This window comes from Mesorhizobium sp. WSM3864 (assembly GCF_002294955.1).
Lineage (GTDB): Bacteria > Pseudomonadota > Alphaproteobacteria > Rhizobiales > Rhizobiaceae > Mesorhizobium.
Genome location: NZ_NSGD01000001.1, coordinates 683,962 through 698,271 on the forward strand (window position 1 = coordinate 683,962; position 14,310 = coordinate 698,271).

The window sequence follows — 14,310 nt, forward strand, 5'->3', positions numbered from 1 at the left end:
CTCGGCTCTCATCGGGCATTCAGTGGGGGTTGGGCGGCGTATACGGCTGGCCAAGAGCCTCTGAAACCGCAACAAATACACGCGTTGCAGGCGAAGAGCAGACCGTGTCGCGTGGATCGTCGGTCAGCGTCGGCTCCGCCTTGCAATCGCCGGAAGCAATGTCGCTGTTGGTCTGGACCACGGCGGCTATGTCCGCACCTGCCTTGTAAAACAAGGTCGTGTTGTAGCCTGGCAGTTCGCCCGTATGGCCCACCCAGCCGCCGATGCAACCGACGCCGATCCCGTAGCCGGCCGCGCCCGGGAAGGTCAGCCGCTCCTTCTGCGCAGCTGCCCCCAGCAAGCCGTTCCCGGTGCCCAGTGCCCGAGCATAAACCAGCAAATCGTCGATATTGGAAATCAGTTCCCCTGCAGTCCATCCCCAGGATGGGTTCCAGTTCGTCGCGTTGCTTGGTGCATCCGGCTTGGCAAAATCCCCCTGCAGGGTAAAGCCCTGAGCATAGGGCACCGGCAAATCCACCGAGTCGCCCGGCCAGGACGTATTCTTGAGCTTCAGCGGATCAAAGATCTGCTCCTTGAAAACCTCGCCGACGGTCTTTCCAGTAACCTGCTCCATGACCATGCCGAGCAGGATCGTGTTGGTGTTCGAATAGTTGAACGAGGCTCCGGGCTCGAAGAGAGGCGATTCTGCCACGCCGATGGCTACCAGCTCCTTGGGCGTGAAGATCGTTTGAGGCTTGGAGAACAAGACATCTTGGAATTTTGCACTTTGGGTATAGCTCGCAATGCCGCTGGTCATATCGGCGAGCTGGCGGAGCGTGATCCGATCGCCATTGGGGATGCCGGGCACGTATTTCTGGATCTTGTCGTCAAGCGACAGCTTCCCAGCTTCGGCCAGCTGCATGATCGCCGTGCCGGTGAATGTCTTGGTAACTGAACCGATGCGCGTGTGCATCCCCACAGCCATGGGTGTGCCGGCGGAAGGGTCGGCCTTGCCATACGCCGCCTTCCATGTTCCGGAAGGTGTCACCACGCCGACGATGACACCTGGTGCCGCCGTCTTGGGCAGCGCGGATCGAACCGCAGCGTCAAGCTTCGCGCTGAGCTCCGAGGGCAGCGGCGTTGCCTTCGCCGGAACCGACCCATCGGCAATCACTTTTTCGATGTTCGCAACGCATCGCGCGCTATCGGTTGCGAATGCGTTTTGGGAGGAAAAAGCAAACAGGGCGACGGAACCGATGCAGCGGACGATCAGACGAAACCCATTCTCTTCCATTGCCATTCTCCACATTTAGAAAAAGGTCGGACGAACATCATGGTGAGCAGTTAAGGATCGAAAAGTCGGGCGCAGGGCGTTTTGGAGCTCTTGGCGGGTAAGCGCACAGCGCCGGCGTTGGTTGGCGAGCGCAAGTTCGTCTAAACGAACATTCTCAACCCGGACGGGAACTCGCCTCTCCAACTTGCGCCCTCCGCATAAGCTACGTTCCGAGGCAAAGATACGATAAGATGAGGTCCGGAGCCAAGGTGTATCGCTGGGCGTGGAGCGCTTTGGCAGAACTCGCCTAGCTAAGCACGGCGTCAGTGCCAGCAAATGGTGCTCGGCGGCTTGGAGAATGGCGATGTTCGACTTCGAAAATCTTGGTCAGAAGCGACAAGCGGGAATTCTTGCGAAAGTATCGGAGACTTCCACCTTTCCGGTGACACGAAGGCACGTGCTCGCAAGCTCAACCCTGCCGTTTCTCGTCGCCTTTGCCGGTGTTCGGCGGGCAGCCGGCGGATCGCAGGATCCGGTGTTTCGATTGACCAAAAGCCAGGTTCCTGATCGCAGGGTCGCGCTCCTTCAATGCGTGCTCGAGGACAAAGGGTTTTACTCTTCCGATGTTGATGGATTGTTTGGCCCGCAAACAGAGAGCGCCACGAAGGCCTTCCAGGCGGCGCATGGGATAACCGCTGACGGTGTCGTGAGCATTCGGACCGGCAAAGCGCTGGGGTTGCCGTTTTGGGACACGAACATCATGCGCCGTCTGGATCCGCCTTTTCGTGACGATGCGAAATATGCGCAAGGCACTCAATTCGACTTCAGAAGCCTGGCCGGCCTTGGCAACTTCTTCAGCGGCCAACCGGACGCCGACTACGACTCGTCAAATACGCTTACTCGAAGAGCTCTCCGAACCAACAATCCGGGTGCCATCAACATCTCCAATTGGCAGAGAGACAGCATGAACGGATATATGGGATGCACGTTGCCGGATCGTCATGGAAATCAAACTGCCATATATGAGGCCCCGGAGTACGGAGTAGGCGCTTGGGGATTCCTGCTACGAAAAATATACTTTAATGGCAGCAAGGATAAGGTCACCGTCGGCGCCATTGTCGACAAGTATCGAGGTAAGAATTCTCGCGATCCTTATATCGATGGCTATAAGAGATACTCGGCCGGAAAATTTTCTGAGGACTATGAGGTCGATCTATATAACAACGCGATTTTGGCAAGGTTGGCTATCGCGTCTTACTCTCACGAATTCGGTTCCTGGTATCCTCTCACGGACGACCAGCTTCTGGCGGGCTTTGCTGTTACGGACGGCTATATAGACGCAACAGGCAAGGACGTGGTCGTCGTGTCTCCTGAAGAAATGGATCCCACCATCTACATCATTGAGCCCGAGCTCGAACTGCCCTGACGCAACTTTTTCGAGCGCAAGGACGCCCGCATGGGCCGGCCCGAGATGAGACGAAGTAAATGGGGCGGCTTTCGCCGCCCAGACTGTGTCAAGCCTTGGCCATGCGTGCGCCGGCGCCGAGCGCCATTGTGCGCAGCACATAGTAGACGGCGCCCGCGATCGCGACCCCGAAGAACCAGCCATAGACGCCCCACCAGGACGGCAGCCAGTTGGTGAAGTTGGGCAGGATCGAGGAGAAGATCGCGCCGATGCCGGCGGCGATGAAGGCGTTGACGTGCCAGCCGCCCTGGAAGCGAAACTCGCCATCTTCGCGGTAGAGCGCGTTGACGTCGACCTCGCCCTTACGGATCAGATAATAGTCGACCATCATCACGCCGAAGATCGGCCCCATCGTCGCGCCGATGATGTTGACGAAGGAGGCAGCGCTGCCTTCCCACGGCGCAAACGGATAGAGCACCAGCGCGATCAGCGCCGCGATATAGCCGCCCTTCTTGAAGTCGATCTGACGCGGGAAGACGTTGGAGAAGTCGAAGGCCGGCGAGACGAAGTTCGCCACGACGTTGATGCCGAGGGTCGCCACCGCGAAGGTCAGCGCGGCAAGGGCCGCCAGGAACCAGCTGTCGAATTTGGCCGAGATCTGGTCGGGGTGGAGCAGCACCTCGTGATAGACGTCGTAGGCGGCGATCGTGGTGACGCCGGCGACCAGCGAGAACAGGATCAGGTTGACCGGCAGACCCCAGATGTTGCCCTTGCGCAGCGCCGCGTTGTTGGGCGCGTAGCGGGCGAAGTCGCAGAAGTTGAGATAGAGCGCCGAAAAGTAGGTTACCCAAATTGCCGCCACCGCGAACAGCGCGGTCCACGAACCCGGCTCGCCTGGCACGCCGGCATCCTTGGTCTTGTCGAGCAGCACGTCCATCGGAATATCGCTGGTGAAGGCGAAGGTGCCCGACTTGACGCAGAGATAGATCGCCAGGATCAGCATCATCACCCAAACGGCGGGTCCGGCCCAGTCCTGGAACCGGCGCACCGTTTCCATACCCTTCTGGATGATCAAAAGCTGCAGCGCCCAGATGACGACGAAGCAGATCACCTCCAGCGTGGAATGGCCGAGCAGATGCGAGGTCTTGTTGAACTCGTCGAACCACTGCAGCCGCGTCAGCAGCGCGACGATCGCGCCCGACGCGGCGGCCGTCTGCGCGCCATACCAGAAGCAGGCGACGACGGCGCGCACCAGCGCCGGAATGTTGGCACCCCAGATGCCGAAGGAGGTGCGCGCAAGCACGGGGTAGGGCACGCCGGTCTTCACGCCGGCATAGCCGACAAGGTTCATCAGGAAGTAGATGATCAGCGAGCCGATGCCGATGGCGATGATGAAGTTGACGAAGCCGCCGCAGAACAGAAAAAGGCTAGCGGCGAGATAATAGCCCCAGAGGCTGTGGACGTCCGAGGTCCAGACGTTGAAGATTGAAAACGGCCCCCAGTTCCTGACTGTTGCCGGAGCCAGATCCTCGTTGTAGAGGTCCGGCGAAGCGCCTTGTATGGTCATTGCAACTGTCCCCTTTTGCAAAACGCGGCGACCCGCGTTAACTGGTGAGGGTAAGCCTGCCGCTGGGGAACCTACAAGCAATCCATTTGCCGGCTTTGGCCTTAAAGTCATTCAATGAGAATCGCGCTTCTCGTCGCGCCAAAACAGGAATCGCCTTTACTTGAGTCGGCTTGCTGATCGCGCCCTGTCCGGTTCCGAACTTTTTCGAGCAGCAACCAAAATTGTGTGGAACCAAACCCCTGGACATGCGTTTATGCGGGTTCGGCCGCTTTGCGGTCGGCCGGGAGGATAGTGATGGATCGCTTGCATTTCTTTACCCCAGTGCGGATCGCGCGTGGGCAGGGATACCCCTTGGAGGAAGTCGACAGCGTCTCCGAAGCGATGGTGTTCCTGCGGAAGTGGCCAACGGGGAGACGCGGCCCCGTTTATCAATGCGCCGTGAATTGCTGCTCGGCAGCTATGGCTGGCAAGATGTCGGCTGAGGAGGCGAGAAAAGCTTTTGTCGGCTTTGCCCGCATCACTCGGATTCTCGACGACGAGATGGCGCTGCCTTTGGGCAGCGTGTCGATGGACAATGTCTACGCTCTAAGGCGCTAGCACGTTCGAATCCTTCGGCAGCATGAGACGTCGGCCTGAGGTCGACGTCCCGGTGGTGTTGTGTCCTTACTGGCACGAGTTGCGTCGTTTCAATTCTCCCTGAAGAGCGCGTGAGGGAGGCTCCGACCGGGGCCAGCGGCTGGTCGTGTCACACGCCGGGCTGTTCCATCGCCTGCCGGCGGCGCTCTACCGGCAGATTGTCCACCGGATGCCATGGCGGCTGGAATATCGTGCAGCGGAACTAAAAATCCCACCGCCCCTTTAGGTATGCAGCGTTGGACCGAGAGGCGTGTTGGCGAGGGATGCCGGCACGACGCGGATGCCATCCGGGCGGTTGGAGGCGGATTTGGCAGTTGATGTGGCGCGTGCGAAGAGCGGCATTCGCCTCACGGTGATCGCGGTGGCGGCAGTGCCGCTGCTGTTTTTGTTGAGCGGTCTTGTCATCCGCTACGCCGCATTCGCATCGGTGTCGCCGGATCCGAGCCTAGCGGCCTATGCCCGCGCCTTCTGCAAATGGGATTGCTCCTGGTATGTCGGCATTTCCGAACAGGGCTATGAGCGCTTTCCCATTCCTGGCCGCAGCAATGTCGGGCGCTGGGGGTTCTTTCCGCTTTATCCGATGCTGGTGGCGGCGGTCCGCACGATTCTGCCCTTCTCCACGATCGCGATTGCGACGGCGGCATCGCTGGCGTGCGGCTATGTCTCGTGCCTGGTGGCATGGCCGCTCATGGACAGGAATATGCGGGCCTATGTGCTTTATTGCGCCTTCCTGCTGAGCGGCCCGTTCTCGTTCTATTTTGCCACCTTCCTCACCGAGCCGCTCTTCGTGCTTTTGACGTCCTGCCTCTTCCTGGCCCTCAAACGCTCGAACCATCTCGCCGCGGGGTTGTCTTGCGCGCTGCTCTCGGCAACGCGGGTCGTCGGCGTGCTGGCCGTGTTCGCGATCGTCATTCGCATGTTCGAGGAGCATCGCGCCAAGGGCGGATCGGCCATCGGCTTCCCACGCTGGCTGCTCGGCCGGCCGGATCTCATCATCGCCATACTCATCTCGCCCGCCGGCCTGTTCGCCTACATGGTCTACCTTTACGTCACGGTCGGGGACGGCTTTGCCTTCGTGCATGTCCAGCGCGCGTTCGGGCGCGTGGCCGGCAACCCGCTGCTGTTCCTCTGGGCGGGGCTGTCCTATCACCCCGGGGCCGGTTGGTGGCCCAGTGCGCCGCAATGGAGCGCGTCGACGGCAATCGTGGGACTGGCGCTGGCGGCGGTGCTCGCGGCGCGCAGGCAAATTGGCGCGGCCCTGTTCTGCGCCATGTCCATCATCCTGCCTTTGACCTCGAATCTGGCTTCGATGGTCCGCTATGTCGTCGGCCTCGCGCCGCTGACGATGCTGACGGCGGTGCTGTTGTCAGGCTCGAAGGCGACATTGGTCGCTGCGCTGATTGTCGTCCTCTTCACCTGCTACTTCATGACCGTGGCCTGGCTTGGAGGCTATCTTGCGCTGGTCTGAGCTGACGGAATCGACCAGGCCGGTAATCCTGGGTGCCGGCTACGCGCTGGCGGGCGCGCTTGCGGCAGCCGAGATCGCCATCCTGGCGCTTGCCCTCAGCCCGAATGTCAACGACGATTACCGCGCCTATTACATCGACAAGACCACCACATGCCTCAACCGGGACGCCGTGGGGCGCTACACGCCAGGCCGGACCGTATCGTTCCGCTCCGACGGCGCCCGGGAAGCAACCACCATGATGGTCTGCGGCTGGTCGGGGCCAGTGGCGGACGGCACCCATTCGCTGGGCGAGAGCTCTCGCCTGCGCCTTGCCCTGCCGCCGCTCCGCGACGGGCTTCGGGCAACGCTGGAAATGGCCGCCGTTATTCGCCCGCCGCAGACCTGGCAGAGGATCGTCGTCTCGGCCAATGGCGCCGAGGTGTATCGGGGGACGCTGTCGGGCGACGTGGCGACAACTGTGTCCTTCGTCATTCCGCACGCCGTGCTGGCTGGCAAGGCGACACTGGACATGGCCATCGACTATCGCGACGGCATTCCGCAAAGCGCCGATGCGAGCAACATCTACAACCGCGCCATCAAGCTGAGATCTTTCCGGTTGGACACGCTTTGATCCTCAGGACGGCCCGTCATCGCGCAGGCGGCGCTCTGCAAAGACCCAGCGATCGAGCACAAGAAGGTTAAGCGCCGGGATGGCCAAGGAAGTGAGGAGAACGGGAACGGCGAGCGGCAGGCCGAATGTCACCGTCAGCAGGTACGGTGCCGCGTAAGCCATAGCGAGGCCGGCAATCGTCAGCAATACGAAACGCGGCGCCTGTGACCGGTGCGAGCCGGCCGACATGAAGGTGAAGGATTTGTGCGCCAGATAGGAAAACAGGGCGGCGGCCGCGTAAGCGGCGAGCGAGGCTTCGACGGGCGCGAGCCCGAGCCAGTTCGATTGGGCAAAGATTGTAGTCAGGACGGCATAGAGGATTGTGGCGACAAGGCCGACTGAAGCGAAGCGCCCCAGGAGCTTCGTGCCGGCGACGCGACGATTCTCAGGCGCGGGCGACACAGGCATACTGCGCTCCGAGCGGCAGCCAAGCGAGCGCGCCTTCCAGTTTCCGGGCAAGCGGCTTGGCCGACGGCAGGAGCAGAAAATGCTCGCAGTGCACGTCGCGGAAGCCCGCCTGCTCAAGCAGCGATGCCGCCTTGCCAGCGCGAAGCAGGACGGCGTCCTTGTCGAATGGACATCTCAACACCGCCATACGGGTCAGCGGGTTGTAGGGATTGTGCTCGATGATGCAGCCAAGTCCGCCTCGCCGAACGACGCGCCGCATCTCGCGGATGAAACCCAGCCACGACGCAGGCGGCACGTGGTGGACGACGCAACTGGCGAACGCCAGATCGAACATGCCGTCCGCGTAAGGCAAGCGTGAGGTGTTGCACACGGTGTATGCGACGTGCGGGTTCTCTGCGCTGGCACGCGCGAGGGACTCCTTCGACACGTCGCAGCCGTCGAGTCGATCGAAGACATCGGCGAGATGCGGATGAAGCGAGCCCACGCCGCAACCGACATCGAGCGCGCGCACGCCTGCGCCGCCCCGCCGGAGGTCCTGCTCGAGGACCAGTCGTCGCAGAAGCTCGGCCTTGGCACGCAGGAAGAAATCATGGCGCAGCCCGGAGAACCGGATCGAGCCCTCGACTGCCTCACTGTAGCTGGACCTATAGCTGTCGAAGAGTTCGGACATCCGCCGTGACCCCGTTCCTGGACTTGCGAAACGAAGCGCGCTTGTCGCGGGAGGCGACGCGCATCGGCCGGTCGAAGCCACTCAGCCTTTCGATAACGTAGAGCGGGCGCCGTTTGACCTCGGCATGGATGCTGCCGACGTAAAGGCCCATCACGCCGGTCATGAAAAGATTGATGCCGATTAGCAGCGACACGATCACCACCGTGGATGTCCAGCCGGCAATCACGCCGGTTTCGAGGATCCAGGCCGCGATGGCGTATGCGCCGAACGCCAGGGCGAGAGCGGAGATGGCCAACCCGGTCAACAGCACCAGTTGCAGAGGCCGCTCCGAAAAGCCGATGATGCCATGGATGGCAAGCCGCATCATCTTCCAGAACGGGTATTTGGTTTCACCAAGCGTCCGCGCCGGGCGCTCGAACGGCACCGCCGCCTGCTTGAAACCCATCCAGCCGAACATGCCCCTGACGAAGCGGTCGTGCTCCGGCATGCGCTTGAACGTGTCCAGCGCCTTCCGGCCGACGAGGCGGAAGTCTCCGACATCGCGCGGGATCTCGACCGGTGTCATCCTCTCCAGCAGCCGATAGAACAGGCTGGCGGTAAAGCGCTTGAACCAGGTTTCGCCCTTGCGGCTGACGCGCCTTGCGTAGACGATCTCGAAGCCGTCCTTCCACTTCGCCACCAGGTCGAGAACGACCTCGGGGGGATCCTGCAGGTCAGCGTCCATGACGATGACGGCCTCGCCGGAGGCCGCTTCCATGCCGGCGCTGATGGCGACCTGGTGGCCGAAGTTGCGGGAGAGCTCGATCAGGCGGAAGCTCGGTTCGGCGGCGACCATGCCGCGCAAATAGCTGACGCTTCGATCGCTGCTTCCGTCGTCGACGAAGATGACTTCGGTGTCTCCGTCCAGTTTTGCGGTCAGTGCGCTGATCCGCTCGACCAGCCGGGGCAACACCTCCTCCTCATTGTATATCGGCAGCACCAATGAGTAGCGTAGGGACGGTGCCCGCGTCCGGATCCGCTGGACAGATTCTTGCATGCGATTGCAATGGAACACCGGCCAGAAAGTTCCATAAGCAGGCGCTAATTGCGGAAGAAATGGCGCTGCTCCTCGCCAAAAAAGGCGCGCAACGTTCGGTTGAAATCTAACCGGGTACCGACAGAGATCCTTGGATCCGGATTTTGATGCCCATCTTTTTCAGGCCGGGCGGATGGAGCGCCACCGGATCGCGAAAGATCGGCGCTGCATCGTGCGCCGATCTCGGCGTTCCTGCGGCGCAAAACCTTTCTTGAGATGCCCCGTGACGAACCTGGGCTCTCCAAGAGCCGGATTTTAGTTTAGGGAAGGTGTCCAATTCCTCTGCGCCCCGTGTGCACGGACGCATCGGAAACCGGAAAAACGGCCCGTCCCGTGGGAGAAAAGAGCGCACACGACGTGGCCCAACATCCTTGAAACAACAAGAAATGTCGAAGTATCAAGATTTCAAAATAGCCATAGCACCAATGATGGACTGGACGGACCGGCATTGCCGGTTCTTTCACCGTCAGCTGACGCGTCGCACGTTGCTCTACACGGAAATGGTGGTGGCGGACGCAGTCATCCATGGCGCACGCGAGCGCCTGCTCGGCTTCGACGGTGCCGAGCATCCGGTTGCGCTTCAGCTTGGCGGTTCGGATCCGCGAAAGCTTGCCGAAGCGGCGGTGATCGGCGAGGCGTTCGGTTACGACGAAATCAACCTCAATGTCGGCTGTCCGTCCGACCGCGTCCAGTCGGGCACTTTCGGCGCGTGCCTGATGAAGACGCCGGTGCTGGTCGTGGAATGCATCGCGGCGATGAAGGCGGCGGTGAGAATCCCCGTCACGGTCAAATGCCGCATCGGCGTCGATGACCAGGACCCCGAACCCGCTCTCGACACGCTCGCAGACGGCGTGCTGACGGCCGGCGCCGATGCGCTCTGGGTGCACGCCCGCAAGGCGTGGCTGGAGGGGCTTAGTCCCAAGGAAAACCGCGAGATCCCGCCGCTCGACTATCCGCGCGTCTATCGGCTCAAGGCCAGGATGGCCAACCAATTCATCGGCATCAACGGCGGCATTCAATCCCTTGACCAGGCAGAGGCGCACCTCGCTTATGTCGACGGCGCCATGCTCGGCCGCTCGGCCTATCATACGCCCGGCATCCTCACCGGGATCGATGCCGCATTTTACGGCGAGGCGCCGGTCGCTTTCGACTACGCGGCGCTGATGGACGCCATGGCCGCTTACGCCGCGCGCCACATCGAGAAGGGCGGACGGCTCGGCCATGTCACGCGCCATATGGTCGGGCTGTTCCACGGTCTCCCGGGCGCGCGCCGCTACCGGCAGATTTTGTCCACCGACGCCAACAGACCCGGGGCCGGGCCAGAGGTGCTGAAGACGGCGTTCGCGGCAATAGATTTCGCGGCGGCGGAAACCGAAGCCGCTTGAGGCGGATCGGCGGTTTTCACCGTTCCACAGAAACGGCGAACCGCTTGTCTAGACGCAATTCCGGGCAGAAAACCGGGGATCTAGTCGCGCAGGATCATGCGGTCACCGCGCACCTCGAAGCCCGACAGCGAGCCGATGAAGTTCATGCCGAGCAGGCTTTGCTCGAGCATGCCGGGCGCCGCGACCATCACCGGCATATCCTTGCGCACGATGCCGCCGATCGCCATCTCGTCGGTCCTGACCGTTGCCGCACGCGCCATGCCGTTGGCGGTCGAGACGTCCACGGTGTAGCTCAGCGCCGCTGGGTTGAAGCCGGCCGCCTGGGCGTCGTCCGCCGTCAGCACCGTGCTGGTCGCGCCGGTGTCGACCACCGTGCGCACCGGCCTGCCGTTGACGAGGATTCGCGCCTCGAAATGGCCATTGCCGGCCTTGTCGAGCGTCACGGTGGCACGGCCATTATCGACGCCCAGCGCCAAGGGGCTTCCCGGAACAAGGCCGGCGGTGACGCGGCTGACAACATCTTGCAACTCGTAGCGGTACTGGTAGCCGGCGATCAGCGCCAGCACGATTGCCGCCCAGACGCCGAAGTTGCGCGCCATGTCACCGAGCGGCCGGCCAGAGCGAATAAGGCTGGCGCCGATCACCGCCACCAGGACTCCAACCCAGATCAGCCTGCTGAAATCGTTGTTCTCGATGCCGAAGGTGCGGCCGGCGGAATCATTCATCATCAGCAGGATCAAGCCGGCGCCGATCACCAGCATGACGACCCAGAACAGGCGATTCATGGCCAGCCCTTTCTCACAGCCAGCTCTTTCACAACACGCCGCGCTCGCGCGCCATGCGGGCGCGCCGCGTCTCGCGGCGGGGCCGGCGTTCGACCGTCTCGAGCCGCGCCGGCAACTCGGCCATGACTGCACGCCGGACTTCCGGCGTCATCGCGATCCACCCGGCGATCTCATCGCGCGTGCGGCCGCAACCGAAACAGAAGCCGGTTTTCATATCGATGGAACAGACGAGTATGCAGGGAGACTCGATGGCCGTCATGCTGTTCTCTTGCCTTCACTCCACATGGTGCAACCGCAACGCCAATGCAAGCCCTTCGCGATGCGCCACCGACCGGCGCTTTCGCGGCATTGCCGGGCGGTTGTGCCAGGCGGTGAAGGCGGCTATGCCGCTGGCTGTTCCTGCAAAGAGACCGCATTCGACATGACCGCAAAGCCTTTCGATGATTTCCGCACTCTGCTGGCAACGCTGCCGCCGGCCGACGCCGCCGCCGAAATCCGCGTCCGCACTCTGTTTGCCAAGGCCGACAAGCCGAAAGCCTCGCTTGGCCGGATCGAAGATGTCGCGGCATGGCTCGCCGCCTGGAGCGGGCGTGCGCCGCCGGCCGTCAATCGTCCGCTTGTGGCGATCTTTGCCGGCAATCACGGTGCCGTTCGGCATGCCATCTCGCCGCGGCCGGTTTCGGCGACCGCCAATGCCGTCGAACTCTGCGCCGCCGGAGGTGCAGCGATCAATCAGATCTGCATCGCCAACGATCTCGGCCTGAAGGTCTTCGACCTGGCGCTGGATATTCCGACCGGCGACATCACGCAAGAAGCGGCCCTCGATGAGCGCGGCTGCGCCGCCACCATGGCCTTCGGCATGGAAGCGGTCGCGGGGGGCGCCGATCTTCTTTGTCTTGGCGATCTGGGCGTCGGCAATTCAACCATCGCGGCCGCGCTCAGCGCTGCCCTCTTTGGCGGCAAGGGCTCCGACTGGGTTGGCCCTGGATCGGGCGCGGACACGGCGATGATGGCGCGCAAGGCCGAAGCGGTCGACCGGGCGCTTTCTTTCCACGGCGCCGGTCTCGGCGATCCGCTCGAAGCCTTGCGCCGCGTCGGCGGGCGCGAGTTCGCGGCAATCTGCGGCGCCATTCTTGCAGCCCGCATGCAGAAGATTCCTGTGCTGCTCGACGGGTTCGTCGCGACGGCTGCCGCCGCGGTTCTGAACAAAGCCGATCCTTCCGCGATCGACCATTGCCTGCTCGCCAGCCTGTCGCCGGAGCCGGGCCAAGCCAAAGTCGCCGAACGGCTTGGGCTCGAGCCACTGCTCGATCTTGCTGTCAGTCACGGCGAAGGAGTTGGGGCTGGACTTGCCGCCGGTCTCGTCAAGGCCGCAGCGCTCACGAGCTCCGGTATGGCGGCGGCGGTTCGGGTCCAACCGGCGTCCCGGAGCTAACGCCGGCGGGCGGCGACAGCCTTGGTCGGCAGCGCGGGCAATTCCTCCATCACTCGGCTCAGCGGGAAGATGGCGATGGCCTCGGTGCCTTCGCGCAGCTTGGAGTGCAGCTCGAACTCGCCGCCATGCATGTCGAGCAGACCCTGCACGATCGGCAGTCCTAGGCCCGTTCCCTGTTCGGCGCTCTTAATGGCGATCGAGCCCTGGCCGAAGGCGGAAAGCACCACGGGGATTTCCTCTTCCGGAATGCCGGGACCGTTGTCCTTGACCGAGATGTACTGACCGCCGCCCGCCGTCCAGCCGACGCGCACACGCACTTCGCCGCCCGACGGCGTGAACTTGATGGCATTGGACAGCAGATTGAGCGCGATCTGCCGGATGGCACGCTCGTCGCCGAACAGGCGCGGCAGCGCGGTCTCGAACTCCTGGATGACGCGGATGTCCTTGTTGCGGGCTCTCAGTTCCATCATATGGCAGCAATCTTCGACGATCGTCACCAGCGCCACCGGCTCCTCGTTGAGCTGGTAGCGGCCGGCCTCGATGCGCGACAGGTCGAGGATCTCATTGATCAGGTCGAGCAGATGCTGGCCGGATTCGTGCACATCATGCGCGTAATCGCGATAGGTCAGGTTGTTCATCGGCCCGAGCACTTCATTGGCCATCACTTCGGAGAAACCGAGGATGGCGTTGAGCGGCGTCCGGAGCTCATGGCTCATCGAAGCGAGGAAGCGCGACTTCGCCAGATTGGCGTCCTCGGCACGGCGCCTGGCCTCGTCGGACATGGATTTGGCAGTCTCCACCTCGGCGATCAGCGCGTCCTTCTCGGAGCGGAAGGAGAGCAGCATCCAGGATGACTGGTTGAGATGGCGCGCGACGTAGCCGAAGAAGGGCAGGGCAGCGGCCAGAAGCGCCGCCATGATCCCTTCGATCGGCATCCACAGGCGCAGGACGGCATAGACATAGACCGCCACGGGAACGGCGAAGGTCGCCAGTAGCGCGCCGCCCAGCGACGATGCCATCACCGCAGTCGTCGCCATGGCGACCAGGAGCACCATGGCCTTGACGACATGGAACTGGTCGACCTGGCATGTGGCGCATCCCAGCCAGGCGAACCAGGCCCAGCCGAGGCCGCAGAGCGAATGGCCGATCAGGAAATCGCGGCGCGTCTGCACAGGGTCGAGCTCGGCCGCTTCCGCGCGCTCGACGCGCCGCGCCATGAAAGTGACGATAGCGTAGCAAAGCAGCATGAAGAGAGCCCAGACGGCGACCTGGTTGCCCAGGCCCGCGAAGCGGCCGATGGCCGCTACTACAAGCACAAGCAGAGGAATCGCCGCCGCACTGACCACCATGGCGCGTGCATGCAGCTTGAGCAGTTCGCGGTCGAAATCGAGGCTGCCGGCCTGCTGCGAAAGACGGTCACGCGTCCTGCGCACCGCGCGAGCCACATCGCTGTTGCGATGCGGTTTCCTGCGGTCCACAATGAATTTGTCCGCTGTGTCCGAGCGTAGCAAAGGCATGCAAGTTCAATTTCTGCGCGCAGCGATTTTCAGTTCGTTAAGCTACGTTCGAATGATT

General features: G+C 62.5%; 14 protein-coding genes. 6 read left to right on the forward strand and 8 right to left on the reverse strand.

The features are described 5' to 3' along the window. Positions 1-19: 19 nt before the first annotated feature. Positions 20-1,273, reverse strand: a complete 1,254-nt coding sequence (locus CK215_RS03365) for a serine hydrolase domain-containing protein (protein ID WP_095777709.1) — start codon at positions 1,271-1,273, stop codon at positions 20-22. Between the two features lie 343 nt (positions 1,274-1,616). Here CK215_RS03365 and CK215_RS03370 point away from each other — a divergent pair, with 343 nt between their 5' ends. Continuing rightward, positions 1,617-2,678, forward strand: coding sequence for a peptidoglycan-binding protein (locus CK215_RS03370; RefSeq protein ID WP_170950206.1), 1,062 nt, complete (start codon positions 1,617-1,619; stop codon positions 2,676-2,678). An 88-nt stretch (positions 2,679-2,766) separates the two neighbouring features. Here the strand turns inward: CK215_RS03370 and CK215_RS03375 are convergent, their stop codons facing one another. Further along, positions 2,767-4,224 carry an NCS1 family nucleobase:cation symporter-1 gene (locus CK215_RS03375; protein WP_095830066.1) on the reverse strand — a complete coding sequence of 486 codons (1,458 nt, stop codon included), beginning with the start codon at positions 4,222-4,224 and terminating at the stop codon, positions 2,767-2,769. Between the two features lie 294 nt (positions 4,225-4,518). On the opposite strand from CK215_RS03375, the gene CK215_RS03380 reads away from it, so the two are divergent. From CK215_RS03380 to CK215_RS03390, 3 genes are all read left to right on the forward strand, one after another. Continuing rightward, the gene (locus CK215_RS03380; RefSeq protein ID WP_095830067.1) at positions 4,519-4,821 is read left to right on the forward strand and encodes a DUF982 domain-containing protein; all 303 of its coding nucleotides are present in this window, start codon (positions 4,519-4,521) and stop codon (positions 4,819-4,821) included. Between the two features lie 346 nt (positions 4,822-5,167). Then, a complete protein-coding gene (locus CK215_RS03385; RefSeq protein ID WP_245418588.1) occupies positions 5,168-6,328 on the forward strand; it encodes a hypothetical protein in 1,161 nt (386 codons plus the stop codon). Continuing rightward, positions 6,315-6,938, forward strand: coding sequence for a hypothetical protein (locus CK215_RS03390; RefSeq protein ID WP_245418589.1), 624 nt, complete (start codon positions 6,315-6,317; stop codon positions 6,936-6,938). The genes CK215_RS03385 and CK215_RS03390 overlap by 14 nt, the downstream gene beginning before the upstream one ends. A gap of 3 nt (positions 6,939-6,941) precedes the next feature. Here CK215_RS03390 and CK215_RS03395 read toward each other — a convergent pair whose 3' ends face one another. From CK215_RS03395 to CK215_RS03405, 3 genes are read right to left on the reverse strand one after another with little or no spacing between them, the layout of a single operon-like run. After that, positions 6,942-7,385, reverse strand: a complete 444-nt coding sequence (locus CK215_RS03395; RefSeq protein ID WP_066992710.1) for a GtrA family protein — start codon at positions 7,383-7,385, stop codon at positions 6,942-6,944. Then, entirely contained in the window at positions 7,363-8,055 is a 693-nt protein-coding gene (locus tag CK215_RS03400) for a class I SAM-dependent methyltransferase (protein ID WP_095830068.1), read from the reverse strand. The genes CK215_RS03395 and CK215_RS03400 overlap by 23 nt, the downstream gene beginning before the upstream one ends. After that, the gene (locus CK215_RS03405) at positions 8,030-9,091 is read right to left on the reverse strand and encodes a glycosyltransferase family 2 protein (protein WP_095830069.1); all 1,062 of its coding nucleotides are present in this window, start codon (positions 9,089-9,091) and stop codon (positions 8,030-8,032) included. The genes CK215_RS03400 and CK215_RS03405 overlap by 26 nt, the downstream gene beginning before the upstream one ends. Before the next feature lie 425 nt (positions 9,092-9,516). On the opposite strand from CK215_RS03405, the gene dusA reads away from it, so the two are divergent. Continuing rightward, the gene (dusA, locus tag CK215_RS03410; RefSeq protein WP_095830070.1) at positions 9,517-10,515 is read left to right on the forward strand and encodes a tRNA dihydrouridine(20/20a) synthase DusA; all 999 of its coding nucleotides are present in this window, start codon (positions 9,517-9,519) and stop codon (positions 10,513-10,515) included. A gap of 80 nt (positions 10,516-10,595) precedes the next feature. On the opposite strand, the gene CK215_RS03415 is transcribed toward dusA, so the two are convergent. Both CK215_RS03415 and CK215_RS03420 read right to left on the reverse strand, forming a co-directional pair. Further along, positions 10,596-11,300: a TIGR02281 family clan AA aspartic protease gene (locus CK215_RS03415; protein ID WP_095830071.1), complete on the reverse strand. Its 705-nt coding sequence runs from the start codon at positions 11,298-11,300 to the stop codon at positions 10,596-10,598. 28 nt (positions 11,301-11,328) lie between these two features. Further along, positions 11,329-11,559: a DUF1289 domain-containing protein gene (locus CK215_RS03420; RefSeq protein WP_066992723.1), complete on the reverse strand. Its 231-nt coding sequence runs from the start codon at positions 11,557-11,559 to the stop codon at positions 11,329-11,331. Positions 11,560-11,721: 162 nt separating this feature from the next. On the opposite strand from CK215_RS03420, the gene CK215_RS03425 reads away from it, so the two are divergent. Further along, positions 11,722-12,735, forward strand: a complete 1,014-nt coding sequence (locus CK215_RS03425; protein WP_095830187.1) for a nicotinate-nucleotide--dimethylbenzimidazole phosphoribosyltransferase — start codon at positions 11,722-11,724, stop codon at positions 12,733-12,735. Here the strand turns inward: CK215_RS03425 and CK215_RS03430 are convergent. Further along, positions 12,732-14,252, reverse strand: a complete 1,521-nt coding sequence (locus CK215_RS03430; protein WP_095830072.1) for a HAMP domain-containing sensor histidine kinase — start codon at positions 14,250-14,252, stop codon at positions 12,732-12,734. The genes CK215_RS03425 and CK215_RS03430 overlap by 4 nt on opposite strands. Between the last annotated feature and the right edge of the window lie 58 nt (positions 14,253-14,310).

Bases quoted from the DNA above. Each gene is read 5' to 3' on its own strand.
- CK215_RS03365 (WP_095777709.1), bottom strand. From the start codon at position 1,273: ATGGAAGAGAATGGGTTTCGTCTGATCGTCCGCTGCATCGGTTCCGTC.
- CK215_RS03370 (WP_170950206.1), top strand. From the start codon at position 1,617: ATGTTCGACTTCGAAAATCTTGGTCAGAAGCGACAAGCGGGAATTCTT.
- CK215_RS03375 (WP_095830066.1), bottom strand. From the start codon at position 4,224: ATGACCATACAAGGCGCTTCGCCGGACCTCTACAACGAGGATCTGGCT.
- CK215_RS03380 (WP_095830067.1), top strand. From the start codon at position 4,519: ATGGATCGCTTGCATTTCTTTACCCCAGTGCGGATCGCGCGTGGGCAG.
- CK215_RS03395 (WP_066992710.1), bottom strand. From the start codon at position 7,385: ATGCCTGTGTCGCCCGCGCCTGAGAATCGTCGCGTCGCCGGCACGAAG.
- CK215_RS03400 (WP_095830068.1), bottom strand. From the start codon at position 8,055: ATGTCCGAACTCTTCGACAGCTATAGGTCCAGCTACAGTGAGGCAGTC.
- CK215_RS03405 (WP_095830069.1), bottom strand. From the start codon at position 9,091: ATGCAAGAATCTGTCCAGCGGATCCGGACGCGGGCACCGTCCCTACGC.
- dusA (WP_095830070.1), top strand. From the start codon at position 9,517: ATGTCGAAGTATCAAGATTTCAAAATAGCCATAGCACCAATGATGGAC.
- CK215_RS03415 (WP_095830071.1), bottom strand. From the start codon at position 11,300: ATGAATCGCCTGTTCTGGGTCGTCATGCTGGTGATCGGCGCCGGCTTG.
- CK215_RS03420 (WP_066992723.1), bottom strand. From the start codon at position 11,559: ATGACGGCCATCGAGTCTCCCTGCATACTCGTCTGTTCCATCGATATG.
- CK215_RS03425 (WP_095830187.1), top strand. From the start codon at position 11,722: ATGACCGCAAAGCCTTTCGATGATTTCCGCACTCTGCTGGCAACGCTG.
- CK215_RS03430 (WP_095830072.1), bottom strand. From the start codon at position 14,252: ATGCCTTTGCTACGCTCGGACACAGCGGACAAATTCATTGTGGACCGC.